This window comes from Pseudomonas sp. BRM28, from assembly GCF_002939405.1.
Lineage (GTDB): Bacteria > Pseudomonadota > Gammaproteobacteria > Pseudomonadales > Pseudomonadaceae > Aquipseudomonas > Aquipseudomonas palmensis.
In genome coordinates this window covers 3,484,174-3,509,496 of the sequence record NZ_PEFV01000001.1, presented here as the reverse complement: position 1 = coordinate 3,509,496, position 25,323 = coordinate 3,484,174, and the positions used below count along the sequence as shown (strand labels likewise).

Below are 25,323 nucleotides of genomic sequence, written 5' to 3'. Positions count from 1 at the left end.
GCCTTTTCGCTGGCAAGCCAGCGAAGGCCGCGACGCGGTCAGGGTCAGCCGCGCAGCATCGGGTACAGCTCCTTGAGCAGCTTGCGCCGGCTGATCACCAGCTGCCAGCGGTGTCCGCCCAGCTGGCGCCACAGGCGCGCAGCACGGATGCCGGCCAGCAGCAGGGCGCGGATCTTCGAGGCATTGTTGGGCTGCTGCAGGTTGCGCATGTCGCCATGCACCTGGATACGCTGGCGCAGGGTGCTCAGGGTGTCCTGGTAGAGGGCGCCGCACGAAGCGATCACGTTTTCATGCACCAGGCCGAAATGATCGGCCTGGGACTGGATCTGCGGCAGGCGCTTGCCGATGGTGTCGAGCATGTCGCCACGCTTGGCCAGCTGGCGCTCCAGGCCCAGCATCGACAAGGCGTAGCGCAGCGGCTCGCGCTGCAGGCTGGCAGGGTCGCGCTCCAGCGCGCTGGCCAGGGCGCGGTAGCCATCCTTGAGGTTCAGGTCGTCACCGCCGAACACCTCCAGGGTGTCCTTGGGGTCGCGTACCAGCAGGCTGCCGAGCATGCAGCCCAGGTCGGCCTCGCTGGCCTGGCCCGTGCGGGCGATTCGGTCGACCAGCACGGCGGCCTGGAATACCCCGCCCAGAGCGACCAGTTGTTCTTGCATCTGGTTCATCAGCGGCTGCTCCAGGGCTCGGCCACTTCGATCACACCGCCCCCCAGGCATACCTCACCGTCATAGAACACCACCGACTGGCCCGGCGTCACGGCGCGCTGCGGCTCGTCGAAAACGGCGCGGTAGCCGCTTGCGGTGCGTTCCAGGGTGCACGCCTGGTCGCTCTGGCGGTAGCGCACCTTGGCCGTCAGCTGGCGCGGGCTGGAGAGGTCGACGGGGTTGACCCAGAAGATCTCCGAGGCGAGCAGGGCGCGGGAGAACAGCCACGGGTGCTCGTTGCCCTGGCCGACCACCAGCACGTTGCGGCTGAGGTCTTTCTCCAGCACGTACCACGGCTCGTCGCTGGCATCCTTGAGGCCGCCGATGCCCAGGCCCTGACGCTGGCCGATGGTGTGGTACATCAGGCCGTGGTGCTGGCCGATGACTTCACCCTCGGTGGTCTGGATTTCACCGGGCTGCGCCGGCAGGTATTGCTTGAGAAAATCGCTGAAACGGCGCTCGCCGATAAAGCAGATACCGGTGGAGTCCTTCTTCTTGGCCGTGGCCAGGCCGTGTTTTTCGGCGATGGCGCGCACCTCGGGCTTTTCCAGTTCGCCCACCGGGAACAGCGTGCGGGCGATCTGCTCGCCGCCGACGGCGTGCAGGAAGTAGCTCTGGTCCTTGTTCGGGTCCAGGCCCTTGAGCAGCTCGGTACGCCCGTCGATGTCGCGGCGGCGCACATAGTGGCCGGTGGCGATCAGGTCGGCACCGAGCATCAGGGCGTAGTCGAGGAACGCCTTGAACTTGATTTCGCGGTTGCACAGGATGTCCGGGTTTGGCGTGCGCCCGGCCTTGTACTCTTCCAGGAAGTGCTCGAACACGTGGTCCCAGTACTCGGCGGCAAAGTTGGCAGTGTGCAGCTTGATGCCGATGCGGTCGCACACGGCCTGGGCATCGGCCAGGTCTTCGCGGGCGGTGCAGTATTCGGTGCCGTCGTCCTCTTCCCAGTTCTTCATGAACAGGCCTTCCACCTGGTAGCCCTGCTCGATCAGCAGGAGGGCGGAGACGGAAGAGTCCACGCCGCCGGACATGCCGACGATGACGCGTGTCTTTTCGGGTTCGTAGAGTGCTGGACTGGTCATAGGTACCGGCTGTGTATCTGGAAAAAGACGTCGATTCTATCAGGCTGCGCCGCGCAAGGCGAAAGCCGCGGCTTCAATTGCGGATCAGGCTCAGGCTGTGCAGCGGGCCGGCCAGGTAGTCGTCGATGCATTGCGGCACCAGCTCGCTGCGCCAGCGCTCGGGGTCGGCCAGCAGTTCGTCGCGGGTGAGCCAGGTGGCGCGCACGATGTCGGTATCCAGGGCGCGTTCGGGGTGGTGGCGAAGCGGGCGGGCAGCGAAGCAGATGCGCTGGTAGGTCACGCCGTTGCTGGGGGCGGTATAGAGGTAGATGCCGACGATGCCGGTAAGCTCGACGTCCCAGGCGGTTTCTTCGAGGGTCTCGCGCAGGGCGGCTTCGAGCAGGGTTTCGTTGGCCTCGAGGTGGCCGGCGGGCTGGTTGAAGACGTGCCGGCCGGCCTTGAATTCCTCGACCAGCAGGAAGCGGCCGTTGTCTTCGACGATGGTGGCGACGGTGATGTGGGGTTGCCAGGTCATGCGGGTGCTCCTGCTCAGGGCAGCGTCGCCTGCATCGCGGGTCAAGCCCGCTCCCACACAACCCCTGTGGGAGCGGGCTTGACCCGCGATGCAGACGACACAGATTCCAGAAAGCACAAACCCCGGTGCGTGGCCGGGGTCTGTGTGTCAGCTCAAGCCAACCTTACAGCGTGGCAACCGCGTTGTTGAAGGTCTGGCTCGGGCGCATTGCCTTGGCGGTCAGCTCGGCATCGGGGTAGTAGTAACCACCGATTTCAACCGGCTTGCCCTGGACTGCGTTGAGCTCGGCGACGATGGTCGCTTCGTTCTCGGTCAGTGCCTTGGCCAGCGGTGCGAAGCGTGCTTGCAGCGCCGCGTCATCGGTCTGTGCAGCCAGTGCCTGGGCCCAGTACAGGGTCAGGTAGAAGTGGCTGCCACGGTTGTCGATGCTGCCAACCTTGCGTGCAGGGGACTTGTTGTTGTCCAGGAACTGGCCGGTGGCCTGGTCCAGGGTGGCAGCCAGTACCTTGGCCTTGGGGTTGGCGTAGGCGGTGCTCAGGTGCTCGAGCGAAGCTGCCAGCGCCAGGAACTCGCCCAACGAATCCCAGCGCAGGAAGTTTTCTTCCACCAGCTGTTGCACGTGCTTGGGTGCCGAACCGCCGGCGCCGGTTTCGAACAGGCCGCCGTTGTTCATCAGCGGCACGATCGACAGCATCTTGGCGCTGGTGCCCAGTTCCATGATCGGGAACAGGTCGGTCAGGTAGTCACGCAGCACGTTGCCGGTGACCGAGATGGTGTCTTCGCCGGCACGGATGCGCTGCAGCGAAACCTTCATGGCCTCGACAGGCGACAGGACACGGATGTCCAGGCCGGTGGTGTCGTGGTCTTTCAGGTACTTCTGGACCTTCTCGATCAGCACGCCGTCGTGGGCGCGTTGCGGGTCGAGCCAGAAGATCGCCGGGGTGGCGCTGGCGCGGGCACGGTTGACGGCCAGCTTGACCCAGTCCTGGATCGGCGCGTCCTTGGTCTGGCACATGCGGAAGATGTCGCCGGCTTCGACGTCCTGGGACAGCAGCAGGTTGCCCTTGCCGTCGACGACGCGGATCACGCCATCAGCCTTGGCCTGGAAGGTCTTGTCGTGGGAGCCGTACTCTTCGGCCTTCTGTGCCATCAGGCCGACGTTCGGCACGCTGCCCATGGTGGTAGGGTCGAAGGCGCCGTGTTGCTTGCAGTCTTCGATCACCGCCTGGTAGATGGTGGCGTAGCAGCGATCCGGGATCACTGCCTTGGTGTCTTGCAGCTGGCCTTCGGTGTTCCACATCTTGCCCGAGTCGCGGATCATCGCCGGCATCGAGGCGTCGACGATGACGTCGCTCGGCACGTGCAGGTTGGTGATGCCCTTGTCGGAGTTGACCATGGCCAGCGCCGGGCGCACGGCATACACGGCCTGCACGTCGGCTTCGATCTGGGCCTGCTGTTCGGCTGGCAGGTCCTTGATGCGGGCGTACAGGTCGCCGATGCCGTTGTTCAGGTTGAAGCCGACCTGCTCCAGTACGGCGGCGTGCTTGGTCAGCGCGTCCTTGTAGTACTCGGCGACGATCTGGCCGAACATGATCGGGTCGGAGACCTTCATCATGGTGGCTTTCAGGTGAACCGACAGCAGTACGCCCTGGGCCTTGGCTTCTTCGATCTGGGCAGCGATGAAGCTGCGCAGGGCCTTGGTGCTGAGCACGGCGCAGTCGACGATTTCGCCGGCCTTGACCGCGGTCTTTTCTTTCAGGACGGTGGTCGAACCGTCCTTGGCCAGCAGCTCGATGCGCAGGCTGTCATCGGCTTCGATCAGCGCGGCTTTTTCGCTGCCGTAGAAGTCGCCGTTGTCCATGTGCGCGACGTGCGACTTGGAGTCGGCTGCCCAGGCGCCCATCTTGTGCGGGTGCTTGCGGGCGTAGTTCTTGACCGACAGCGGTGCGCGGCGGTCGGAGTTGCCTTCGCGCAGTACCGGGTTCACGGCGCTGCCCTTGATGCGGTCGTAGCGGGCGCGGGCTTCTTTTTCCGCGTCGGTGCTGACGGTGTCCGGGTAGTCCGGGATGTTGAAGCCCTTGGCTTGCAGTTCCTTGATCGCGGCCTTCAGCTGCGGTACCGAGGCGCTGATGTTCGGCAGCTTGATGATGTTGGCTTCAGGCGTGGTTGCCAGTTGGCCCAGTTCTGCCAGGTGGTCGGCCACTTGCTTGTCGGCGCCGAGCTGTTCAGGGAAGGCAGAGAGGATACGGCCAGCGAGCGAGATGTCACGGGTTTCGACGGCGATGTCGGCAGTGGCGGTGAACGCTTCGACGATGGGCAGCAGTGAGTAGGTGGCGAGGGCGGGGGCTTCGTCGGTGAAGGTGTAGATGATCTTGGATCGGGTGGGCATATTCGGGTTAACTCTCTGTTTTGCTGAGCGTGCGCGGAATCTCGAGGGGTGCGCAGGATAGGCGCTTCGCTCAAGCGGATCCATGAGCAGAAAGTCGAGGATTCCGGGCTGTGATGGTGGGTTGCATCAGTCGAGTGTCAAACGGCTGAACTGCGGTAACAGCCCAGTCTTGTCGGGGCCGGACGTCTCTATTCGGACCAGTCGCCCCCAGTGACCCTTTGGTCACCGGCGGAGTATATCAAACCCTTGGTCGTAATCATCAAGGTCAACATGTCGGATGGCCACTTTTAGACCAAAGACGTAGAGCGTTTTACGCTGGTATGACGGTTTTTTCGGCGAGGTTTGCGTCTGCGTTCAACTGGGTTAGGCTCTGGGGATTGCATGAAGTCCTATCAACCAGAAAAAAGCGGAGTGCAGCATGGGATACCAGAAAATCAAGGTTCCGGCAGTCGGTGACAAAATCACCGTCAACGCAGACCATTCTCTCAATGTTCCCGACAATCCGATCATCCCCTTCATTGAAGGTGACGGTATTGGCGTCGATGTCAGCCCGGTGATGATCAAGGTGGTCGATGCTGCAGTCGAAAAGGCTTATGGCGGCAAGCGCAAGATCTCCTGGATGGAAGTGTACGCCGGCGAGAAGGCCACCCAGGTCTACGACCAGGACACCTGGCTGCCCCAGGAAACCCTGGATGCGGTGAAAGACTACGTGGTATCGATCAAGGGCCCGCTGACCACCCCGGTCGGCGGCGGCATCCGTTCGCTGAACGTCGCCCTGCGCCAGCAACTGGACCTGTACGTGTGCCTGCGTCCGGTGGTGTGGTTCGAGGGTGTGCCCAGCCCGGTGAAAAAACCTGGCGACGTCGACATGGTGATCTTTCGCGAGAACTCCGAGGACATCTATGCCGGCATCGAGTGGAAGGCCGGCTCGCCCGAGGCGAACAAGGTCATCAAGTTCCTCAAGGAGGAAATGGGTGTCACCAAGATCCGCTTCGACCAGGATTGCGGCATCGGCATCAAGCCGGTTTCCAAGGAAGGCACCCAGCGCCTGGTGCGCAAGGCCCTGCAGTATGTGGTGGATAACGACCGCGAGTCGCTGACCATCGTGCACAAGGGCAACATCATGAAGTTCACCGAGGGGGCCTTCAAGGACTGGGGCTACGAGGTGGCCAAGAACGAATTCGGCGCCGAGCTGCTCGATGGCGGCCCGTGGATGAAATTCAAGAACCCCAAGACCGGGCGTGAAGTGATCGTCAAGGACGCCATTGCCGACGCCATGCTCCAGCAGATCCTGCTGCGTCCGGCCGAGTACGACGTGATCGCCACCCTCAACCTGAACGGTGACTACCTGTCCGACGCCCTGGCGGCGGAAGTGGGCGGTATCGGTATCGCGCCGGGTGCCAACCTGTCGGACACCGTGGCCATGTTCGAGGCCACCCACGGCACGGCGCCCAAGTATGCCGGCAAGGATCAGGTCAACCCTGGTTCGGTGATCCTGTCGGCCGAGATGATGCTGCGTCACCTGGGCTGGACAGAGGCGGCGGACCTGATCATCAAGGGCACCAACGGGGCTATCAAGGCCAAGACCGTGACCTACGACTTCGAACGCCTGATGGAAGGTGCGACGCTGGTGTCGAGCTCGGGCTTCGGTGAGGCGCTGATCAAGCACATGTAAGCGGGCAGCAAAAGGCCGGCCTGTCCGAGAGGGCAGGCCGGCCCTGGTGTTCCTGGGGTGTTCAGGCGTCGATCGTGGTCGCGCTGCCGGCGGGCTCGCTCTGGGCGCTGGTGACGACGGGTCTTATGTTCTGCGCATGAAACCCCTTGGGTGCCTGAATGATATCGAATGTGACGACTTGTCCGGCCTTCAGGGTCTTGTAACCTTCCATGTTAATGGCAGAGAAGTGGGCAAACAGGTCCTCATCCTTGCCATCCTCGTTGATGAATCCGAATCCCTTGGCATTGTTGAACCACTTGACTTTGCCGGTTGCCATCCTCATATCCCTCTGCAAAGGACTCCATCACTGGAGTATCATCCACTCCATCCGCCTATGAACCTGCGAAAATTCTGGTTGACTGCGCGGATCTTTATCGACCACGGTGGGCTCTTATTGGTTGTAACACCGATTTGCCGATAGTCAAGGTCAGGCGACGGCCGTTCCGGCGTGTGGCCAGGCGGTCCACATTCAACCTTAACCTGTCGAAATGATGAATTTCTTTCCATGCATGCACATAGCCAGATTCGACTAACATTCAATCAGGATCGCCCGCAGCAGGATGAGGACGATGGCTCTGGTCTGGCGGTACAGGAAGCCAAGCCCGCGCTGCAGGCACCACCGATGTACAAGGTGGTTTTGTTCAACGATGACTACACACCGATGGATTTCGTCGTCGAAGTGCTCGAGGTGTTTTTTAACCTGAATCGCGAGCTGGCGACCAAGGTCATGCTGGCCGTCCATACAGAAGGGCGGGCAGTGTGCGGATTGTTTACCCGCGACATCGCCGAGACCAAGGCCATGCAGGTCAACCAATACGCCCGGGAAAGCCAGCATCCGCTACTCTGTGAAATCGAGAAGGACGGTTAATCGCCGACCACTTGGGTATGAGGTGAAGCTATGTTAAACCGCGAGCTCGAAGTCACCCTCAATCTGGCCTTCAAGGAGGCCCGTTCGAAGCGTCATGAGTTCATGACCGTCGAACACCTTCTGCTGGCGCTTTTGGATAATGAGGCCGCCGCAACCGTTTTGCGTGCCTGTGGAGCCAACCTCGACAAGCTCAAGCACGACCTGCAGGAGTTCATCGACTCCACCACGCCACTGATCCCCGTGCATGATGAAGACCGCGAGACCCAGCCAACCCTGGGCTTCCAGCGGGTGCTTCAGCGTGCCGTGTTCCATGTACAGAGCTCGGGTAAACGTGAAGTCACCGGCGCCAATGTGCTGGTGGCGATCTTCAGCGAGCAGGAAAGCCAGGCGGTGTTCCTGCTCAAACAGCAAAGTGTCGCGCGAATCGACGTGGTCAACTACATCGCCCACGGCATCTCCAAGGTGCCGGGCCATGGCGAACACCAGGACGGCGAGCAGGACATGCAGGATGAAGACGGCGGCGAAGCCTCGTCCTCGAGCAATCCGCTGGATGCCTATGCCAGCAACCTCAACGAACTGGCACGCCAGGGGCGTATCGACCCGCTGGTGGGACGCGAGACCGAGGTCGAGCGCGTGGCGCAGATCCTTGCGCGTCGGCGCAAGAACAACCCGCTGCTGGTGGGCGAGGCCGGGGTGGGCAAGACCGCCATCGCCGAAGGCCTGGCCAAGCGTATCGTCGACGGTCAGGTGCCTGACCTGCTGGCCCAGAGCGTGGTCTATTCGCTGGACCTGGGCGCCTTGCTGGCCGGTACCAAGTACCGTGGCGACTTCGAGAAGCGCTTCAAGGCGCTGCTCGGCGAACTGCGCAAGCGTCCGCAGGCGATCCTGTTCATCGACGAAATCCACACCATCATCGGCGCCGGTGCGGCATCGGGCGGGGTGATGGATGCGTCCAACCTGCTCAAGCCGCTGCTGTCTTCGGGTGATATCCGTTGCATCGGCTCGACTACGTTCCAGGAGTTCCGCGGCATCTTCGAGAAGGACCGGGCCCTGGCGCGGCGCTTCCAGAAGGTGGATGTCAGCGAGCCGTCGGTGGAAGACACCATCGGCATCCTGCGCGGCCTCAAGGGGCGTTTCGAGTCCCATCACAGCATCGAGTACAGCGATGAGTCGCTGCGTGCCGCAGCGGAGCTTGCAGCGCGCTACATCAATGACCGTCACATGCCGGACAAGGCCATCGACGTGATCGACGAGGCGGGGGCGTACCAGCGCCTGCAGCCGGTAGAGAAGCGCGTCAAGCGCATCGATGTGCAGCAGGTGGAAGACATCGTCGCCAAGATTGCGCGCATTCCGCCAAAGCACGTCACCAGTTCCGACAAGGAGCTGCTGCGCAACCTGGAGCGCGACCTGAAGCTGACCGTGTTTGGCCAGGATGCCGCGATAGATTCGCTGGCCACCGCCATCAAGCTGTCGCGTGCCGGCCTGAAGGCGCCGGACAAGCCGGTGGGCTCGTTCCTGTTTGCAGGCCCTACCGGGGTCGGCAAGACCGAGGCGGCGCGTCAGCTGGCCAAGGCGCTGGGGGTCGAGCTGGTGCGTTTCGACATGTCCGAGTACATGGAGCGTCACACCGTGTCGCGCCTGATCGGTGCGCCTCCGGGCTATGTCGGTTTCGACCAGGGCGGCCTGTTGACCGAAGCCATCACCAAGCAGCCACATTGCGTGCTGCTGCTCGATGAAATCGAGAAGGCTCACCCGGAAGTCTTCAACCTGCTGCTGCAGGTGATGGACCACGGTACCCTGACCGACAACAACGGGCGCAAGGCGGACTTTCGCAACGTCATCGTGATCATGACCACCAACGCCGGCGCCGAGACTGCGGCACGGGCCTCGATCGGGTTTACCCATCAGGACCACTCGTCCGACGCGATGGAAGTGATCAAGAAGAGCTTCACGCCGGAGTTCCGCAACCGCCTGGACACCATCATCCAGTTTGGTCGCCTGAGCCACGAAGTGATCAAGAGCGTGGTCGACAAGTTCCTCACCGAACTGCAGGCCCAGCTGGAAGACAAGCGCGTACTGCTGGAGGTGTCGGATGCTGCTCGCAGCTACCTGGCAGCCGGTGGCTACGATGCGCAGATGGGTGCGCGGCCCATGGCGCGGCTTATCCAGGACAAGATCAAGCGGCCGCTGGCCGAAGAGATCCTGTTTGGCGAGCTGGCCGAGCATGGCGGCGTGGTGCACATCGACCTGCGCGATGGCGAGCTGGTGTTCGACTTCGAGACCACGGCCGAGATGGCCTGATCGCGTTCGCCGGCACGGCCGGCTCCTGCGGGGTGATGCAGCCCTGGTAGGGGTCGGCCTGGCCGGCGAGGCTTTTCAGGCAGGCACGCAAAAACGCCCGGCACTGGCCGGGCGTTCTTGTGTGTAGCGTTTAGCGGGCGCGGTAGGTGATGCGCCCTTTGCTCAGGTCATAAGGCGTCAGTTCGACGCGGACCTTGTCGCCGGTGAGAATACGGATGTAGTTCTTGCGCATCTTGCCGGAGATATGCGCGGTAACGACGTGCCCATTTTCCAACTCCACGCGGAACATGGTGTTGGGCAGGGTGTCGACGACAGTGCCTTCCATTTCGAAGCTGTCTTCTTTCGACATGCAGTAAAGCCCTCGGTGTCCAGTTGCCGGCCCGGTGCAACTGCGCCAGGCTAAAAAGTGGCGTGCATTGTGCCCGAAAAATGGGGTTCAAGCCAAGGGTTTCAGTTAAGCGTGACCCATCGTTGATTGATCAGCAGCTCGATGGGGCGGTACTGGGTCTTGTAATTCATCTTTTTGCAGTTCTTGATCCAGTACCCGAGATAGACCGCTTCAAGCCCCAGGCGCAGGGTTTCGCTGATCTGCCAGAGGATCGCGAAACGTCCCAGGCTGCGCCGTTCTTCCTGGGGTTCGTAGAAGGTGTACACCGCCGATACGCCGTTGGGCAGCAGGTCGGTGACCGCCACCGCCAGCAGCTTGCCGTCCAGGCGAAACTCGTAGAAGCGTGAAAACGGCAGGTCGCGGACCAGGAAGGTGGAGAACTGGTCGCGGCTGGGCGGGTACATGTCGCCGTCGGCATGGCGCTGCTCGATGTAGCGGCGGTACAGCTCGAAGTATTCTTCGTTGAACCGAGGGCGTGCCGGGGTCACTACCAGGTCGGCGTTGCGCTTGATGATGCGCTTCTGCTGGCGATTGGGCGTAAAGCGAGCCGCCGGAATGCGCGCAGGTACGCACGCATTGCAGTTCTGGCAATGCGGGCGGTACAGGTGGTCGCCGCTGCGACGAAAGCCCATTTCCGACAGGTCTGCGTAGACGTTGGCGTCCATTGGCTGGCTCGGGTCGAGAAACAGCGTGGTGGCTTGCTCGTCTGGCAGGTAGCTGCAGGCATGGGGTTGAGTGGCATAAAACTTCAACCGCGCCAGCTCTGTCATGATCAACCCCTCGGGAGGTGCGTTTGGATTAAGTGTAAGCCAGCTGTGAAAACTCGCCTAGCAAACGCCAGGACGTCAGGCCCAACTGACGTTGGCCGGCTGGTCGAGGTAGTTGCGCAGGTACTCGGCAAAGGCGCTGCGAGCGATGGCGCGGGCGCCGAGGCTGTGCAGGTGGTTGGTGGGCATCTGGCAGTCGATGAGCACGAAGCCGGCCGCCTTGAGGTGTTCCACCAGGTGCACGAAGCCCGCCTTGGAGGCGTTATCGGCGCGGCTGAACATCGATTCGCCAAAGAACAGGCGGCCCATGGCCAGGCCGTAGAGCCCGCCCACCAGCTCGCCGTTTTCGCGCACTTCCACCGAGTGGGCGAAGCCCTGCTGGTGCAGCGTGAGGTAGGCAGCCTGCATGGGGTCGGTGATCCAGGTGCCGTCGGCATAGTCGCGAGGCGCCGCACAGGCACTGATCACGCTGGCAAAGTCCTGGTCGAAGCTGACCTGATAGCGGCCTTGGCGAATGACCTTGCGCAGCGAGCGCGACACGTGCAGCTCGTCCGGGAACAACACGGTGCGCGGGTCGGGCGACCACCACAGGATCGGCTGGCCGTCCTGGTACCAGGGGAAGCAGCCATGGCGATAGGCCTGCACCAGGCGCTCGGCACTCAGGTCGCCGCCGGCGGCGAGCAGGCCGTTGGGTTCGTGCAGGGCCTTTTCCAGGGGCGGGAAGTCCAGGTTGTTGCGGCTCAGCCAGGTCAGCATGGAGGTGGGTCGCCGTGCGGTGGAGGAGGGGAGGGGAAGGATCGCCGCAAAAGGCTTCGTCGGCAAGGCCGGCGCCTGCCGTTGCCCCGCCGGCGTTGGCGGGCGGCGCAACTTAACCTGCACTATGCTGTCCCAACTACGCAAAAACCCCGCATAAGCCTTTGTCACAAAAGAGAATGCGTGCTCAAATTGCCGTATAGGAAATTGGCCCCCGTTTACGCCTCGTTCCGGCGTGCCGTCATGGCGGCAGGCGGGCAGTAATGTTAAAAGTAGTGGTTTGTTGACCCGGTCGCCCGGTCGACCCCTGTTGGACGCGCATTGAGCGCAGGAATAGACGCGTTTTGAAGAAATCCACCGCAACACCCAACCCCGAGCCGATCTGGCGCCAGCAGCTGCACTACCGGCTCAAGGAAGGTGCGCTGATCGCCATGGGCGCGCTGTGCCTGTACCTGTGGATGGCCCTGCTCACCTACGACCAGGCCGACCCGGGCTTCAGCCATACCAGCAATGTCGAGCAGGTGCAGAACGCCGCCGGTCGCGCCGGGGCGTTCTTTGCCGACGTGTTGTTCATGGTGCTGGGCTATTTCGCCTATATCTTCCCGTTGCTGCTGGCGATCAAGACCTGGCAGATCTTCCGCGAACGTCATCAGCCCTGGCAGTGGAGCGGCTGGCTGTTCTCCTGGCGTTTGATCGGCCTGGTGTTCCTGGTGCTGTCGGGCGCCGCGCTGGCGCATATCCATTTCCATTCGGCCCCGAGCCTGCCGGCCTCGGCGGGCGGCGCGCTGGGCGAAAGCCTGGGTGACCTGGCCAAGAACGCGCTGAACGTGCAGGGCAGCACCCTGATGTTCATCGCGCTGTTCCTGTTCGGCCTGACCGTGTTCACCGACCTGTCGTGGTTCAAGGTGATGGACATCACCGGCAAGATCACCCTCGACCTGTTCGAACTGTTCCAGGGGGCGGCCAACCGCTGGTGGGCCGGGCGCAACGAGCGCAAGCGCCTGGTTGCCCAACTGCGTGAAGTCGACGAGCAGGTGCACGACGTGGTGGCGCCTGTGGTGCCCGACCGCCGCGAGCAGCTCAAGGCCAAGGAACGCATCATCGAGCGCGATACCGCGTTGAGCAAGCATGTGGCCGAACGCGAGCAGCATGTGCCACCGGTGATCATGCCGGCGCCGGCCAAGGCGCCAGAGCCGAGCAAGCGCGTGCAGAAGGAAAAGCAGGCGCCGTTGTTCGTCGACAGCGCCATCGAAGGCACGCTGCCGCCGATTTCGATTCTCGACCCGGCCGAGAAGAAGAAGGTCAACTATTCGCCAGAGTCTCTGGCGGGCGTGGGCCATCTACTGGAAATCAAGCTCAAGGAGTTCGGGGTTGAAGTGTCGGTGGACTCGATCCACCCCGGCCCTGTGATCACCCGCTACGAAATCCAGCCGGCCGCCGGGGTCAAGGTCAGCCGCATCGCCAACCTGGCCAAGGACCTGGCGCGCTCGCTGGCGGTAACCAGCGTGCGCGTGGTCGAAGTGATCCCGGGCAAGACCACGGTGGGTATCGAGATTCCCAACGAAGACCGCCAGATCGTGCGCTTCTCCGAGGTGCTGTCGTCGCCGCAGTATGACGAGGCCAAGTCGCCTGTGACCATGGCCCTGGGGCACGATATCGGCGGCAAGCCGGTGATCACCGACCTGGCCAAGATGCCGCACCTGCTGGTGGCCGGTACCACAGGTTCCGGTAAATCGGTGGGCGTGAACGCGATGATCCTGTCGATCCTGTTCAAGTCCGGCCCCGAAGACGCCAAATTGATCATGATCGACCCGAAGATGCTCGAGCTGTCGATCTACGAAGGCATCCCGCACCTGCTGTGCCCGGTGGTCACCGACATGAAGGACGCCGCCAATGCCCTGCGCTGGAGCGTGGCCGAGATGGAGCGCCGCTACAAGCTGATGGCAGCCATGGGCGTGCGCAACCTGGCCGGCTTCAACCGCAAGATCAAGGACGCCGAAGAGGCGGGCGAGCCGATCTACGACCCGATGTTCAAGCGCGAAAGCATGGATGACGTGCCGCCGCTGCTCAAGACCCTGCCGACCATCGTGGTGGTGGTGGACGAATTCGCCGACATGATGATGATCGTCGGCAAGAAGGTCGAAGAACTGATCGCCCGTATCGCGCAGAAGGCGCGGGCTGCCGGTATCCACCTGATCCTGGCCACCCAGCGTCCGTCGGTGGACGTGATCACCGGCCTGATCAAGGCCAACATCCCGACCCGCATGGCGTTCCAGGTATCGAGCAAGATCGACTCGCGCACCATCATCGACCAGGGCGGCGCCGAACAACTGCTGGGCCATGGTGACATGCTGTACATGCCGCCGGGCACCAGCCTGCCGATTCGCGTGCACGGCGCCTTCGTGTCCGACGAAGAGGTTCACCGCGTGGTCGAGGCCTGGAAGCTGCGCGGCGCCCCGGACTACAACGACGACATCCTCAGCGGTGTCGAAGAGGCCGGCAGCGGCTTCGATGGGGGCGGTGGTGGTGGCGGTGACGATGACGCCGAAACCGACGCGTTGTACGACGAGGCCGTGCAGTTCGTGCTCGAAAGCCGTCGTGCCTCCATTTCCGCGGTACAGCGCAAGCTCAAGATCGGCTACAACCGTGCCGCCCGCATGATCGAGGCGATGGAAATGGCCGGTGTGGTCACTGCCATGAACACCAACGGTTCGCGTGAAGTGATTGCGCCCGGACCGATGCGCGACTGATGATTCCTTATCTGCCGGCGGCCATTGACGGCCGCCGGCCCACCCCTACTGCAACGAGGATTTCCATGCGCCTGATTCGCATGCTGTTGGTTTCCGCCATGGCCCTGTCCAGCGCTTCGGTTTTCGCCGCAGAGGCGGACGTCAAAAGCCTGACCCAATTGCTGGAGACGTCCAAGACCATTTCTGCCGGTTTCTCGCAACTGACCCTCGATGGCAGCGGCACCCAGTTGCAGGAAACCACCGGTCAGATGGCGGTACAGCGCCCTGGTCTGTTCTACTGGCACACCGATGCGCCTGCCGAGCAGGTGGTGGTGTCGGACGGCAAGAAGGTGACCCTGTGGGACCCGGACCTGGAGCAGGCGACCATCAAGAAGCTCGACGAGCGTCTGACCGAAACGCCGGCCTTGCTGTTGTCGGGTGATATCTCGAAAATCAGCCAGAGCTTCGATATCACCTCCAAGCAACAGGGTGACGTGATCGATTTCACGCTCAAGCCCAAAACCAAGGACACCCTGTTCGACTCGCTGCGCCTGTCCTTCCGCAAGGGGCTGGTGAACGATATGCAACTGATCGACAGCGTCGGCCAGCGCACCAACATCCTGTTCAGCGGGGTCAAGGCCAATGAGCCGATCCCGGCGAGCAAATTCAAGTTCGTCGTGCCTGAAGGCGCCGACGTGATTCAAGAGTAAAGAGGTCAAGCCCGCGTCCATGGACCTGTTTCGAAGTGACCCTGTTGCCCAGCCCTTGGCCGCGCGCCTGCGCCCGGCCAACCTGGACGAATACGTCGGCCAGCAGCACCTGCTGGCGCGCGGCAAGCCGCTGCGCGAGGCACTGGAGCAGGGCGCGCTGCACTCGATGATCTTCTGGGGCCCGCCCGGGGTGGGCAAGACCACCCTGGCGCGTTTGCTGGCACAGTTCTGCGAGGCGCACTTCGAGACTGTTTCAGCCGTACTGGCCGGGGTCAAGGAGATCCGCCAGGCGGTGGAGATCGCCAAGCAGCAGGCCGCACAGTACGGGCGGCGCACCATCCTGTTCGTCGACGAAGTGCACCGCTTCAACAAGTCGCAGCAGGACGCCTTTCTGCCGTATGTGGAAGACGGCACGCTGATCTTCATCGGCGCCACCACCGAAAACCCCTCGTTCGAACTCAACAACGCCCTGCTGTCGCGGGCGCGTGTGTATGTGCTCAAGAGCCTGGACGAAGCCGCGTTGCACCGCCTGGTGGAGCGCGCACTGACCGAGGAGCGCGGCCTGGGCAAGCGCAACCTGAGCCTGGGCGACGAAGCCTTCAAGATGCTGCTGGCTGCCGCCGATGGCGATGGCCGGCGCCTGCTCAACCTGCTGGAGAATGCCTCGGACCTGGCCGAAGACGGCAGCGAGATCGGGGTGGAGCTGCTGCAAAGCCTGCTCGGTGATACCCGTCGACGTTTCGACAAGGGCGGCGAGGCCTTCTACGATCAGATTTCCGCATTGCACAAGTCGGTGCGCGGCTCCAACCCCGATGGGGCGCTGTACTGGTTCGCACGCATGCTCGATGGCGGCTGCGACCCGTTGTACCTGGCGCGGCGCGTGGTGCGCATGGCCAGCGAAGACATCGGCAACGCCGACCCGCGTGCGCTGAGCCTGTGTCTGGCCGCGTGGGACGTGCAGGAGCGCCTGGGCAGCCCCGAGGGCGAGCTGGCGGTGGCCCAGGCCATTACGTACCTGGCCTGTGCGCCCAAGAGCAACGCGGTGTACATGGGCTTCAAGACCGCCCTGCGCGAAGCCGCCGAGCATGGTTCGCTGGAAGTGCCACTGCACCTGCGCAACGCACCCACCAAGCTGATGAAGCAGCTGGGCTACGGCGACGAGTACCGTTATGCCCACGACGAGCCCGATGCCTATGCGGCGGGCGAAGACTACTTTCCCGATGACCTCGCGCCGCGCCAGTACTACCAGCCGGTGCCTCGCGGCCTGGAACTGAAGATCGGCGAGAAGCTGCGCCACCTGGCCGAACTCGATCGCCTGAGCCCGCGCCAGCGGAGGAAGCCATGATTGCCCTGGTGGCCGCAGTCAGCGCCGGGGGCATCGCCGGCACGCTGCTGCGCTTTGCCGCGGGAAATTGGGTCAATGCCCACTGGCCACGCCACTTCTATCTCGGTACGCTGGCGGTCAACCTGATTGGCTGCCTGCTGATCGGCTTGCTCTACGGGCTGTTTCTGCATCGCCCGCTGGTGCCGGTCGAGCTGCGCGCAGGCCTGATCGTCGGCTTCCTTGGCGGCCTGACGACCTTTTCATCCTTTTCCATGGACACCGTACGCCTGCTCGAAAGCGGGCAAGCGCCCCTGGCGTTCGGCTATGCCAGCCTCAGTGTAGTGGGTGGCCTGCTCGCCACCTGGGCCGGATTGTCCTTGACCAAATTCTGAACCAGCGAGAAAACGAAATGCTCGATTCCCAACTGTTACGCGGCCAACTTCAGGAAGTGGCGGATCGCCTGGCTTCCCGTGGTTTCAGCCTGGATGTCGCGCGCATCGAAGCACTTGAAGAGCGCCGCAAGTCTGTGCAGACCCGCACCGAACAGCTGCAGGCCGAGCGTAACGCCCGTTCCAAATCCATTGGCCAGGCCAAGGCCAAGGGTGAGGACATTGCCCCGCTGATGGCCGACGTCGAGCGCATGGCCAACGAACTGGCTGCCGGCAAGGTGGAGCTGGAAGGTATCCGCGAAGAGCTGGACGCTATCCTGCTGACCATCCCCAACCTGCCGGACGCCAGCGTACCGGTGGGCGCCGATGAAGACGACAACGTCGAAGTGCGCCGCTGGGGCACCCCGCGCAGCTTCGATTTTGCGATCCAGGACCACGTCGCCCTGGGCGAGCGCAACGGCTACCTCGACTTCGAGACCGCAGCCAAGCTGTCGGGCGCGCGGTTTGCCCTGCTGCGCGGCCCGATCGCCCGTCTGCACCGTGCCCTGGCGCAGTTCATGATCAACCTGCACACCGCCGAGCATGGCTACGAGGAAGCCTACACCCCGTACCTGGTACAGGCCCCGGCGCTGCAAGGCACCGGCCAGCTGCCCAAGTTCGAGGAAGACCTGTTCAAGATCAGCCGCGAAGGCGAGGCCGACTTCTACCTGATCCCGACGGCCGAAGTGTCGCTGACCAACATCGTGGCCGGCGAAATCGTCGATGCCAAGCAACTGCCGATCAAGTTCGTCGCCCACACCCCGTGCTTTCGTAGCGAAGCCGGTGCGTCGGGTCGCGATACCCGCGGCATGATCCGCCAGCACCAGTTCGACAAGGTCGAGATGGTCCAGGTGGTCGAGCCGGGCAAGTCGATGGAAGCCCTCGAAGGCCTGACTGCCAACGCCGAGCGCGTGCTGCAACTGCTGGAGCTGCCTTACCGCGTACTGTCGCTGTGCACCGGCGACATGGGCTTCAGTGCCGTGAAGACCTACGACCTGGAAGTGTGGGTGCCGAGCCAGGACAAGTACCGCGAAATTTCCTCGTGCTCCAACTGCGGCGACTTCCAGGCGCGCCGCATGCAGGCCCGCTGGCGCAACCCGGAAACCGGCAAGCCGGAGCTGGTGCATACCCTCAACGGCTCGGGTCTGGCTGTAGGCCGTACCCTGGTGGCAGTGCTGGAGAACTACCAGCAGGCTGATGGCAGCATCCGTGTACCGGACGTGCTCAAGCCTTACATGGGTGGCCTGGAGATCATCGGTTAAATGGAGTTCCTGCCGCTGTTCCACAACCTGCGGGGCAGCCAGGTGCTGGTCGTGGGTGGAGGCGAGATTGCCCTGCGCAAGTCTCGCCTGCTGGCCGATGCAGGTGCCGTGCTGCGGGTGGTTGCCCCTGAAATCGAGGGGCAACTGGCCGAACTGGCACGCTCCAGTGGCGGCCAGACCCTGGCCCGCGGCTATCACGAAAGCGACCTCGACGGTTGCCAGCTGATCATCGCCGCCACCGACGACCAGGCGCTCAACGCCCAGGTATCGGCCGATGCGCGCCAGCGCTGTGTGCCGGTCAACGTGGTGGATGCGCCGGCCTTGTGCACGGTGATCTTCCCGGCGATCGTCGACCGTTCGCCACTGGTGGTGGCAGTGTCCAGCGGCGGCGATGCGCCGGTGCTGGCACGCCTGATCCGCGCCAAGCTGGAAACCTGGATTCCTGCCGCCTATGGCGAACTGGCCGGCCTGGCCGCGCGCTTTCGCCATCGGGTCAAGGAACTGTACCCCGACGTGAACCAGCGTCGTGGGTTCTGGGAAGACGTGTTCCAGGGCCCGATTGCCGAGCGCCAGCTGGCCGGGCAGGGCGCCGAAGCCGAACGCCTGCTGCAGGCCAAGGTGGATGGCGCGCTGCCGCAGACCTCGGGCGAGGTGTACCTGGTGGGGGCGGGGCCGGGTGATCCGGACTTGCTGACCTTCCGTGCGCTGCGCCTGATGCAGCAGGCCGATGTGGTGCTGTACGACCGCCTGGTGGCGCCCGCCATCATCGAGTTGTGCCGGCGCGACGCCGAGCGCATCTACGTGGGCAAGCGCCGTGCCGATCACAGTGTGCCGCAGGACCAGATCAACCAGCTGCTGGTGACCCTGGCCAAGCAAGGCAAGCGCGTGCTGCGCCTCAAGGGCGGCGATCCGTTCATCTTCGGCCGGGGTGGCGAGGAGATCGAAGAGCTGGCCGAGCATGGCATACCCTTCCAGGTGGTGCCGGGCATCACTGCGGCCAGCGGCTGCTCGGCGTATGCCGGCATCCCGCTGACCCATCGCGATTATGCCCAGTCGGTGCGCTTCGTGACCGGCCACCTCAAGGACGGTACCAGCAACCTGCCGTGGAATGACCTGGTGGCGCCTGCGCAGACCCTGGTGTTCTACATGGGGCTGGTGGGCTTGCCGACCATCTGTGCCGAGCTGATTCGTCACGGTCGTGCGGCTAGTACGCCGGCGGCGCTGGTGCAGCAGGGCACTACCACCAACCAGCGGGTGTTTACCGGCACCCTGGCCGACCTGCCGCAACTGGTGGCGGAGCATGAAGTGCATGCGCCGACGCTGGTGATCGTGGGCGAGGTGGTGCAGCTTCGCGAGAAGCTGGCGTGGTTCGAAGGGGCTCAGTAACAACAGCTTCGCCAGCAAGGCTGGCTCCTGCAGGTACACGCGACCCACTGCAGGGGCCAGCCTTGCTGGCGAAGGGCCCCTTCAACCCCTGATCAAAAACTGGTCTTGTCCCAAATCCCCCGGCCCACCAGCCGCTCCCGATCATGTCGCGCCGCAAAGTCCTGCAATGGCCCCTTGGGCACGATCCCGTTCGGGTTGATGGTTTTGTGGCTCATGTAATAGTGATGCTGGATATGCTCCATGTTCACCGTCTCGGCCACTCCCGGCCACTGGTACAGCTCCCTCAGCCAGTTCGACAGGTTCGGATAATCGGCGATGCGCCGCAGGTTGCACTTGAAGTGCCCGTGATACACCGCATCGAACCGAATCAGCGTGGTGAACAGCCGCCAGTCAGCTTCGGTCAGGTATTCGCCGGCCAGGTAGCGCTGGTCGTTCAGTAGCTTTTCCAGTGCATCCAGCTCGGCAAACAGCTCGTCAAACGCCTGCTCGTAGGCTTTTTGCGTAGTCGCAAAGCCTGCGCGGTACACGCCGTTGTTCACGGCAGGGTAGATCCGCTCGTTCAGTGCATCGATGCTCGCGCGCAGCGGCTCGGGGTAAAGGTCCAGGCGATTGCTGGTCAGCCCGTCGAAGGCGGTGTTGAAGATACGGATGATCTCGGCCGACTCGTTGTTGACGATGCGTTGTTCCTGCTTGTCCCACAGCACCGGCACCGTGACCCGGCCGGTGTAATGCGGGTCGTCGCGGGTGTAGCGCTGATGCAGGAATTCAAGCTGGTCGAGCTTGTCGCCCGTCGAACCCAGGGCTGTGTCGAAGGTCCAGCCGTTCTCGCCCATCAGCCAGCTGACCACCGACACGTCGATCAGCTTGTCCAGGCCCTTGAGCGTGCGAAAGATCAGCGTGCGGTGCGCCCAGGGGCAGGCCAGCGACACATACAGGTGATAGCGCCCGGCGTCGGCTGCGGGCAGCTGATTGCGCCGCTGCGCGTTCTCGCGCTGGAAGGTGCCGTCTTTGCTGCTTTCATACCACTGGTCATGCCAGCGGCCATCGATCAACAGGCCCATGGTGGTCTCCTTGGCGATTCGTTCAACTTGGAGCCCAGTGTACGGGTTCAAGTTCGAACCAATGGCGCAAAGCATCGGCCTGTTTGATCGAAAACCCCGATCAGTCGCCTAGCTCAGGCGTTGATCCCACCAGTGCTGCGCCTGCGTGAAGGCGTCCTCTCGGGTTTGCCCCAAGCCGCGTAGCGCCAGCGCCATGCTCGATACAAGAGCCAGTTCACCGTAGCTGTTGCGGGCCTCGCCGCGCCATACTGCCAGCAGGTGCTGCAGGTCGAGGCTGGCCGGCTTCACATGGCGCTGGGCCGACAGCTGCGGCCATTCTTCATCCCAGTCTTGGCCATGGGCAGTGCCGTACAGGTGGCTGGTGGCATCCGGATTGATCTCGATCTCACCGCCGTCACCCTTGACCACAATCGCCGTATCGCCCAGCAGCCGACTGGCTTCGCGGTGTACGGCCTGGTAGCCGGGGTGGAAGATACTCTGCAGGCCGCACCGCGCCCCCAGCGGGTTGAGCACCCGTGCCAGGGAGTGAATGGGCGAGCGCAGCCCCAGGGTGTTGCGCAGGTCGATCATGTGCTGCAGGCGCGGCGCCCAGTCCTGCAGGGGGATGAACGCGATGCAGTGCTCGTCCAGGGCACTGGCGACGCTGGCCCAGTCGCGGCACAGCGGGATCTGCACCTGTTCCAGCATCTGTTCGGTATACAGGCGCCCGGCGGTGTGAGCGCCGCCGCCGTGCAGCAGGATACGCACGCCGTTTTTCGCAAGGCACTTGGCCGCCAGCAGAAACCACGGCAGGTGGCGCTTCTTGCCCGCATAGCTCGGCCAGTCCAGGTCGACCGCGATGGGCGGTGCCTGTACACGCTGGCGCACGGCTTCGGTGAAGCCGGCCAGCTCCTCGGGGCTCTCCTCCTTGTGACGCAGCAGCATCAGGAAGGCGCCCAGCTGCGTCTGCTCGACCTTGCCGTCCAGCAGCATGCCCATGGCCTCGCGGGCTTCTTCCCGGGTCAGGCCGCGGGCGCCGCGTTTGCCTTTGCCCAAAATGCGCACGAACTGAGCGAAGGGGTGTTCGGCGGGCGTTTCGAGGGTGAGCGGGGTAGGGGCAGTCATATGCAGTTGGTCGGCTTTGGCAGGCCCGCGAGCTTCGCGGCAAGTTTGGCGGGGGTGCCGTTGAACAGGCGGTTCAGGTGCAGGCTGTTGCCTTTGTCCGGGCCCAGCTTCAAGGCGGTGTACTTGATCAGCGGGCGCGTGGCCGGCGACAGCTCGAACTCCTGGTAGAACTGGCGCAGCAGCTCCAGTACCTCCCAGTGTTCGGGAGTCAGTTCCAGGCCTTCGCGCTCGGCCAGGGCTTGTGCCACGGGCTTTGACCAGTCCTTCAGGTCGACCAGGAAGCCGTCCTTGTCCAGGGCAATGTCGCGGTTGTCGAGGCTCAGGGTGCTCATAGCCAGCTGTTGACCTTGTCGTGGTCCAGCGACAGCTGCACGAACGCCGGGTAGTCGATGGCCCGGGCCGCGTCGCTGGAGATGCCGCGGGCTTGCAGGTCTTCTTCCAGCGCAAACAGCCTTGCGCCCAGGTTGGCTTGTTGCAGCGCCTTCAGCGGCTCGCTGCCGGGCTGCAGCGCGTACACCGCGTCGCCGCACAACAGCAGGCCGTCGTTGCTGCCCAGCAGACGCAGGCAGCTGCTCAGGCGGTTATCGCCGAACGGCGAGTGGGAAATGACGTGCAGGGTGCTCATCAGAGGGTTACCACCTGGTCAAAACGGTCGATCAGGGCTGCCAGTGCAGCGTCGTCGAGTACCTCGACGTCCAGTGTCAGGTGTTCAGCGTCCAGGCCGCGCTCGAGCAGGCTGCGGGCGTCGGCGAACAGGGCCTCCACGCCGAACATCGGTAGCGCCTGGAGGTTGGCCGCCAGGTTCTTCTGTTGCAGCTGTGCCGGTTGCTGCGCAGGTGCCAGCTGAAACACGCCATCATCCAGAAACAGCATGCCCAGCGGCAAGTCGAAGGCGCCGCCGGCCAGGGCGATATCCAGTGCCTCGCGGGCCGACGGGCCGGCCCAGGGGGCCTGGCGGCTGATGATCAGCAATGACTTGGCCATTCAATCGCCTCCAAAGCAGACCAGGCGGTCGGCGGTTTGTGCAGCTTCGTGCAACTGACCCAGGCCCGACAGCTCCCACGGCGCGGGCAGGTTCACGGCGGGGCGTTGATAACGCTGGGCTTCTTCGGCGTTCAACACGCCACGGCGCAGGGCGGCGGCAATGCACACCACTGCATCGAGCTGGTGCTCGGTGACGAAGGCACGCCATTGCGCCGGCACGTCCAGCTCATCCTGCGGCGCGACCACGTTGGCCGAGGCGCTGTGCACGCCATCCTGATAGAAAAACAGCCGCACGATCTCGTGCCCGCTGGCCAGGGCAGCCTGGGCGAACAGCAGTGCACGGCGCGAGGAGGGCGCATGGCCGGGGGAAAATACCGCGAGGGCGAACTTCATGGCAGGCTCTGTCAGCAAAACTGCGCCCATGATAAAGCAAAAAGCCCGCGCCTTGTGGGCGCGGGCCTGGTTGGGGCAGCTTGGCAAGCGGCCTCAGTTCTGAGCTTTGGACTCGGGCAGGAACCAGTTCAGCACCAGCGCACAGATGCCGCCGGTTGCCACGCCAGACTCCAGCACATTGCGCAGTGCCGATGGCATGTGCGCCAGGAATTCCGGCACCTGCGCCACGCCCAGGCCCAGCGCCAGGGACACCGCGATGATCAGCAGGGCGCGACGGTCCAGGCTGATGCTGGCCAGAATGTTGATACCCGAGGCCGCTACGGCACCGAACATCACCATCGCAGCGCCACCCAGCACCGGCTCCGGCACCGCCTGAATCACCCCGGCCACGCTTGGGAACAGCCCCAGAATCACCAGCATTGCGGCAATCCAGAGACCGATATGGCGGCTGGCGATACCGGTCAGCTGGATCACGCCGTTGTTCTGCGCGAACACCGAGCTGGGGAAGGTGTTGAATACACCGGCCAGCAGCGAGTTGGCGCCGTTGACCAGCACGCCGCCCTTGATGCGTTGCATCCACAGCGGGCCTTCGACCGGCTGACGCGACACCTTGCTGGTGGCGGTAACGTCGCCGATGGCTTCCAGCGAAGTCACCAGGTAGATCACCAGCATCGGAATGAACAGCGCCCAGGAGAAACTCAGGCCGAAGTGCAATGGCACCGGCACCTGGAATACGGCGGCTTCATGCATGCCGGTGAAGTCCAGGCGGCCCAGGTAGCCGGCCAGTGCGTAGCCGACGGCCAGCGCGATCACGATCGCGCAACTGCGCATCCACACCACCGGGATGCGGTTGAGTACCACGATGATGGCCAGCACCACGCCGGACAGCAGCAGGTTTTCGCCGTTGGCGAAGGTGCCGTTGGCCATGGCGCCGAAGCCGCCGCCCATGCTGATCAGGCCCACCTTGATCAGCGTGAGGCCGATCATCAGCACTACTATGCCGGTGACCAGGGGGGTGATCAGGCGTTTCACGAACGGCAGAATGCGCGAAATGCCCATCTCAACGAACGAGCCGGCAATCACCACACCAAAGATCGCCGCCATTACGCCTTCTACGGGCGTACCTTGCTTGACCATCAGCGCGCCGCCGGCGATCAGCGGGCCAACGAAGTTGAAGCTGGTGCCTTGCACGATCAACAGCCCGGCGCCGAAGGGCCCGAAGCGTCGGCATTGCACGAAGGTGGCGATCCCGGAGATCACCAGCGACATCGACACGATCAGGTTGGTATCGCGGGCCGATACGCCGAGTGCCTGGCAGATCAGCAGGCCGGGGGTAACGATAGGCACGATGATCGCCAGCAGGTGCTGCAGGGCAGCGAGCAGGGCGATCAGCGGCCGGGGCCGGTCTTCCAGGCCTAGAACCAGTTCATTGGCCTGTTCGGGCGCTTGTTCGAGTGAGCTCATGGGTGTTGCTGCCCCGGGCAGAAAAAAGGAGCGCATTCTACGGCGCGCGCGGGGATTGGGGTAGCCCAGTTTGCCAGCATTATCTGGCGCTACAGCCCGCGGGGCGTAGGGGTCGGCCTTGCCAGCGAACGAGCGCGAAGCCAGCGCCCCTCAAACGCCACCCACAAAAAAGCCCGCCGAAGCGGGCTTTTTCAACACTCAACCAACCAAGCTCGGATCAGTCGTCCCGACCCATCAGCCCGAACAGTTGCAGCAGACTGACGAACAGGTTGTAGATCGATACATACAGGCTGATGGTCGCCATGATGTAGTTACGCTCACCACCGTGGATGATCGCGCTGGTCTGGAACAGGATGCACACCGACGAGAACAGCACGAAACCTGCGCTGATCGCCAGTTGCAGGCCGCTGATCTGGAAGAAGAAGCTTGCCAGCACAGCGCCCAGCAGCACGAAGAAGCCTGCGGTGATGAAGCCGCCCAGGAAGCTCATGTCCTTGCGGGTGATCAGCACGTAGGCCGACAGACCACCGAACACCAGTGCGGTCATGGCGAATGCCGAGCTGACCACTTCAGCGCCGCCGGCCATGCCCAGGTAGCGGTTGAGGATAGGGCCGAGCAGGAAGCCCATGAAACCGGTCAGCGCGAAGGTGGACACCAGGCCCCATACCGAGTCACGCAGCTTGTTGGTGAGGAAGAACAGGCCGTAGAAGCCGATCAGCACCACAAAAATGTTCGGGTAGCCGACGCGCATCTGTTGGGCCACATAGGCCATGACACCACTGAAAGCGAGGGTGATGGCCAGCAGGCCATAGGTGTTGCGCAGGACGCGGCTGACCTCTTGCTGTTCGACCTGCAGGCCGTGGTTGACGGCGTAATCCTGTTCGCGCATGGCGACACTCCTGTGGGTTTGAAACGTTCAGATGCAAAGATCATAACAGAGGCGCGCAGACCAGCCACCTAGAGAGTTTGACAGCTTGTTTCATTTCGGTATTATGGCG

25 protein-coding genes are annotated in these 25,323 nt (G+C 63.4%); 9 read left to right on the top strand and 16 right to left on the bottom strand.

The window, feature by feature from the left end:
• Positions 1-44: 44 nt before the first annotated feature.
• From hflD to CR917_RS16510, 4 genes are all read right to left on the bottom strand, one after another.
• Positions 45-665, bottom strand: a complete 621-nt coding sequence (gene hflD, locus CR917_RS16525; protein ID WP_043860859.1) for a high frequency lysogenization protein HflD — start codon at positions 663-665, stop codon at positions 45-47.
• Positions 665-1,786, bottom strand: a complete 1,122-nt coding sequence (gene mnmA / locus CR917_RS16520; protein ID WP_058541215.1) for a tRNA 2-thiouridine(34) synthase MnmA — start codon at positions 1,784-1,786, stop codon at positions 665-667. Before mnmA ends, hflD begins: the two co-directional genes overlap by 1 nt.
• Positions 1,787-1,859: 73 nt before the next feature.
• Positions 1,860-2,300, bottom strand: coding sequence for an NUDIX hydrolase (locus CR917_RS16515; RefSeq protein WP_054915102.1), 441 nt, complete (start codon positions 2,298-2,300; stop codon positions 1,860-1,862).
• 163 nt (positions 2,301-2,463) lie between these two features.
• Positions 2,464-4,689, bottom strand: a complete 2,226-nt coding sequence (locus CR917_RS16510; protein ID WP_104572623.1) for an NADP-dependent isocitrate dehydrogenase — start codon at positions 4,687-4,689, stop codon at positions 2,464-2,466.
• 418 nt (positions 4,690-5,107) lie between these two features.
• Here CR917_RS16510 and icd point away from each other — a divergent pair, with 418 nt between their 5' ends.
• Positions 5,108-6,364 carry an NADP-dependent isocitrate dehydrogenase gene (gene icd / locus CR917_RS16505; protein ID WP_043860855.1) on the top strand — a complete coding sequence of 419 codons (1,257 nt, stop codon included), beginning with the start codon at positions 5,108-5,110 and terminating at the stop codon, positions 6,362-6,364.
• Positions 6,365-6,425: 61 nt separating this feature from the next.
• Here the strand turns inward: icd and cspD are convergent, their stop codons facing one another.
• Positions 6,426-6,680: a cold shock domain-containing protein CspD gene (cspD, locus tag CR917_RS16500; protein ID WP_058541364.1), complete on the bottom strand. Its 255-nt coding sequence runs from the start codon at positions 6,678-6,680 to the stop codon at positions 6,426-6,428.
• A 228-nt stretch (positions 6,681-6,908) separates the two neighbouring features.
• Here cspD and clpS point away from each other — a divergent pair, with 228 nt between their 5' ends.
• Together clpS and clpA are read left to right on the top strand one after the other, a co-directional pair.
• Entirely contained in the window at positions 6,909-7,271 is a 363-nt protein-coding gene (gene clpS, locus CR917_RS16495; protein WP_043860853.1) for an ATP-dependent Clp protease adapter ClpS, read from the top strand.
• 30 nt (positions 7,272-7,301) lie between these two features.
• The gene (gene clpA / locus CR917_RS16490; protein ID WP_043860852.1) at positions 7,302-9,572 is read left to right on the top strand and encodes an ATP-dependent Clp protease ATP-binding subunit ClpA; all 2,271 of its coding nucleotides are present in this window, start codon (positions 7,302-7,304) and stop codon (positions 9,570-9,572) included.
• Between the two features lie 130 nt (positions 9,573-9,702).
• On the opposite strand, the gene infA is transcribed toward clpA, so the two are convergent.
• The 3 genes from infA to aat form a co-directional block, all read right to left on the bottom strand.
• Positions 9,703-9,921 carry a translation initiation factor IF-1 gene (infA, locus tag CR917_RS16485; protein ID WP_002553999.1) on the bottom strand — a complete coding sequence of 73 codons (219 nt, stop codon included), beginning with the start codon at positions 9,919-9,921 and terminating at the stop codon, positions 9,703-9,705.
• Between the two features lie 101 nt (positions 9,922-10,022).
• Positions 10,023-10,730 carry an arginyltransferase gene (locus CR917_RS16480; RefSeq protein WP_043860851.1) on the bottom strand — a complete coding sequence of 236 codons (708 nt, stop codon included), beginning with the start codon at positions 10,728-10,730 and terminating at the stop codon, positions 10,023-10,025.
• 75 nt (positions 10,731-10,805) lie between these two features.
• Positions 10,806-11,483, bottom strand: coding sequence for a leucyl/phenylalanyl-tRNA--protein transferase (gene aat, locus CR917_RS16475; protein ID WP_104572622.1), 678 nt, complete (start codon positions 11,481-11,483; stop codon positions 10,806-10,808).
• Positions 11,484-11,824: 341 nt separating this feature from the next.
• Between aat and ftsK the strand changes: the two genes are divergently transcribed.
• The 6 genes from ftsK to cysG all read left to right on the top strand — a co-directional run bounded on the left by ftsK (position 11,825) and on the right by cysG (position 19,319).
• Complete coding sequence (gene ftsK / locus CR917_RS16470) at positions 11,825-14,230, top strand: DNA translocase FtsK (RefSeq protein WP_043860849.1); 2,406 nt, start codon at positions 11,825-11,827, stop codon at positions 14,228-14,230.
• A 65-nt stretch (positions 14,231-14,295) separates the two neighbouring features.
• Positions 14,296-14,919 (top strand): outer membrane lipoprotein chaperone LolA, encoded by a 624-nt coding sequence (gene lolA, locus CR917_RS16465; protein WP_043860848.1) that lies wholly within the window; start codon positions 14,296-14,298, stop codon positions 14,917-14,919.
• A gap of 19 nt (positions 14,920-14,938) precedes the next feature.
• Positions 14,939-16,264 carry a replication-associated recombination protein A gene (locus CR917_RS16460; protein ID WP_043860847.1) on the top strand — a complete coding sequence of 442 codons (1,326 nt, stop codon included), beginning with the start codon at positions 14,939-14,941 and terminating at the stop codon, positions 16,262-16,264.
• Positions 16,261-16,635, top strand: coding sequence for a fluoride efflux transporter CrcB (crcB, locus tag CR917_RS16455; protein WP_043860846.1), 375 nt, complete (start codon positions 16,261-16,263; stop codon positions 16,633-16,635). The genes CR917_RS16460 and crcB overlap by 4 nt, the downstream gene beginning before the upstream one ends.
• A 17-nt stretch (positions 16,636-16,652) precedes the next feature.
• A complete protein-coding gene (gene serS / locus CR917_RS16450; RefSeq protein WP_043860845.1) occupies positions 16,653-17,933 on the top strand; it encodes a serine--tRNA ligase in 1,281 nt (426 codons plus the stop codon).
• On the top strand, positions 17,934-19,319 hold the full coding sequence (gene cysG, locus CR917_RS16445) for a siroheme synthase CysG (protein ID WP_043860844.1): 1,386 nt from the start codon (positions 17,934-17,936) through the stop codon (positions 19,317-19,319).
• Between the two features lie 92 nt (positions 19,320-19,411).
• Here cysG and CR917_RS16440 read toward each other — a convergent pair whose 3' ends face one another.
• The 8 genes from CR917_RS16440 to CR917_RS16405 all read right to left on the bottom strand — a co-directional run bounded on the left by CR917_RS16440 (position 19,412) and on the right by CR917_RS16405 (position 25,214).
• Complete coding sequence (locus tag CR917_RS16440; protein WP_043860843.1) at positions 19,412-20,380, bottom strand: glutathione S-transferase family protein; 969 nt, start codon at positions 20,378-20,380, stop codon at positions 19,412-19,414.
• A gap of 108 nt (positions 20,381-20,488) precedes the next feature.
• The gene (locus tag CR917_RS16435) at positions 20,489-21,484 is read right to left on the bottom strand and encodes a glycosyl transferase family protein (RefSeq protein ID WP_104572621.1); all 996 of its coding nucleotides are present in this window, start codon (positions 21,482-21,484) and stop codon (positions 20,489-20,491) included.
• Complete coding sequence (locus CR917_RS16430; protein ID WP_043860841.1) at positions 21,481-21,816, bottom strand: TusE/DsrC/DsvC family sulfur relay protein; 336 nt, start codon at positions 21,814-21,816, stop codon at positions 21,481-21,483. Before CR917_RS16430 ends, CR917_RS16435 begins: the two co-directional genes overlap by 4 nt.
• Complete coding sequence (tusB, locus tag CR917_RS16425; protein ID WP_043860840.1) at positions 21,813-22,109, bottom strand: sulfurtransferase complex subunit TusB; 297 nt, start codon at positions 22,107-22,109, stop codon at positions 21,813-21,815. Before tusB ends, CR917_RS16430 begins: the two co-directional genes overlap by 4 nt.
• Positions 22,109-22,468: a sulfurtransferase complex subunit TusC gene (gene tusC / locus CR917_RS16420; protein ID WP_043860839.1), complete on the bottom strand. Its 360-nt coding sequence runs from the start codon at positions 22,466-22,468 to the stop codon at positions 22,109-22,111. Before tusC ends, tusB begins: the two co-directional genes overlap by 1 nt.
• On the bottom strand, positions 22,469-22,861 hold the full coding sequence (tusD, locus tag CR917_RS16415) for a sulfurtransferase complex subunit TusD (protein WP_043860838.1): 393 nt from the start codon (positions 22,859-22,861) through the stop codon (positions 22,469-22,471).
• A 93-nt stretch (positions 22,862-22,954) separates the two neighbouring features.
• A complete protein-coding gene (locus CR917_RS16410) occupies positions 22,955-24,325 on the bottom strand; it encodes a nucleobase:cation symporter-2 family protein (protein ID WP_104572620.1) in 1,371 nt (456 codons plus the stop codon).
• 217 nt (positions 24,326-24,542) lie between these two features.
• Complete coding sequence (locus tag CR917_RS16405; protein ID WP_043860836.1) at positions 24,543-25,214, bottom strand: Bax inhibitor-1/YccA family protein; 672 nt, start codon at positions 25,212-25,214, stop codon at positions 24,543-24,545.
• Positions 25,215-25,323 lie beyond the last annotated feature (109 nt).

Coding starts and splice junctions, on each gene's coding strand:
- clpS (WP_043860853.1), top strand. CDS start 6,909: ATGCATGCACATAGCCAGATTCGACTAACATTCAATCAGGATCGCCCG.
- CR917_RS16510 (WP_104572623.1), bottom strand. CDS start 4,689: ATGCCCACCCGATCCAAGATCATCTACACCTTCACCGACGAAGCCCCC.
- tusD (WP_043860838.1), bottom strand. CDS start 22,861: ATGAAGTTCGCCCTCGCGGTATTTTCCCCCGGCCATGCGCCCTCCTCG.
- infA (WP_002553999.1), bottom strand. CDS start 9,921: ATGTCGAAAGAAGACAGCTTCGAAATGGAAGGCACTGTCGTCGACACC.
- CR917_RS16410 (WP_104572620.1), bottom strand. CDS start 24,325: ATGAGCTCACTCGAACAAGCGCCCGAACAGGCCAATGAACTGGTTCTA.
- serS (WP_043860845.1), top strand. CDS start 16,653: ATGCTCGATTCCCAACTGTTACGCGGCCAACTTCAGGAAGTGGCGGAT.
- CR917_RS16435 (WP_104572621.1), bottom strand. CDS start 21,484: ATGACTGCCCCTACCCCGCTCACCCTCGAAACGCCCGCCGAACACCCC.
- aat (WP_104572622.1), bottom strand. CDS start 11,483: ATGCTGACCTGGCTGAGCCGCAACAACCTGGACTTCCCGCCCCTGGAA.
- CR917_RS16515 (WP_054915102.1), bottom strand. CDS start 2,300: ATGACCTGGCAACCCCACATCACCGTCGCCACCATCGTCGAAGACAAC.
- CR917_RS16440 (WP_043860843.1), bottom strand. CDS start 20,380: ATGGGCCTGTTGATCGATGGCCGCTGGCATGACCAGTGGTATGAAAGC.
- cspD (WP_058541364.1), bottom strand. CDS start 6,680: ATGGCAACCGGCAAAGTCAAGTGGTTCAACAATGCCAAGGGATTCGGA.
- clpA (WP_043860852.1), top strand. CDS start 7,302: ATGTTAAACCGCGAGCTCGAAGTCACCCTCAATCTGGCCTTCAAGGAG.
- CR917_RS16405 (WP_043860836.1), bottom strand. CDS start 25,214: ATGCGCGAACAGGATTACGCCGTCAACCACGGCCTGCAGGTCGAACAG.
- mnmA (WP_058541215.1), bottom strand. CDS start 1,786: ATGACCAGTCCAGCACTCTACGAACCCGAAAAGACACGCGTCATCGTC.
- tusB (WP_043860840.1), bottom strand. CDS start 22,109: ATGAGCACCCTGCACGTCATTTCCCACTCGCCGTTCGGCGATAACCGC.
- CR917_RS16430 (WP_043860841.1), bottom strand. CDS start 21,816: ATGAGCACCCTGAGCCTCGACAACCGCGACATTGCCCTGGACAAGGAC.
- CR917_RS16480 (WP_043860851.1), bottom strand. CDS start 10,730: ATGACAGAGCTGGCGCGGTTGAAGTTTTATGCCACTCAACCCCATGCC.
- hflD (WP_043860859.1), bottom strand. CDS start 665: ATGAACCAGATGCAAGAACAACTGGTCGCTCTGGGCGGGGTATTCCAG.
- crcB (WP_043860846.1), top strand. CDS start 16,261: ATGATTGCCCTGGTGGCCGCAGTCAGCGCCGGGGGCATCGCCGGCACG.
- CR917_RS16460 (WP_043860847.1), top strand. CDS start 14,939: ATGGACCTGTTTCGAAGTGACCCTGTTGCCCAGCCCTTGGCCGCGCGC.
- tusC (WP_043860839.1), bottom strand. CDS start 22,468: ATGGCCAAGTCATTGCTGATCATCAGCCGCCAGGCCCCCTGGGCCGGC.
- cysG (WP_043860844.1), top strand. CDS start 17,934: ATGGAGTTCCTGCCGCTGTTCCACAACCTGCGGGGCAGCCAGGTGCTG.
- lolA (WP_043860848.1), top strand. CDS start 14,296: ATGCGCCTGATTCGCATGCTGTTGGTTTCCGCCATGGCCCTGTCCAGC.
- icd (WP_043860855.1), top strand. CDS start 5,108: ATGGGATACCAGAAAATCAAGGTTCCGGCAGTCGGTGACAAAATCACC.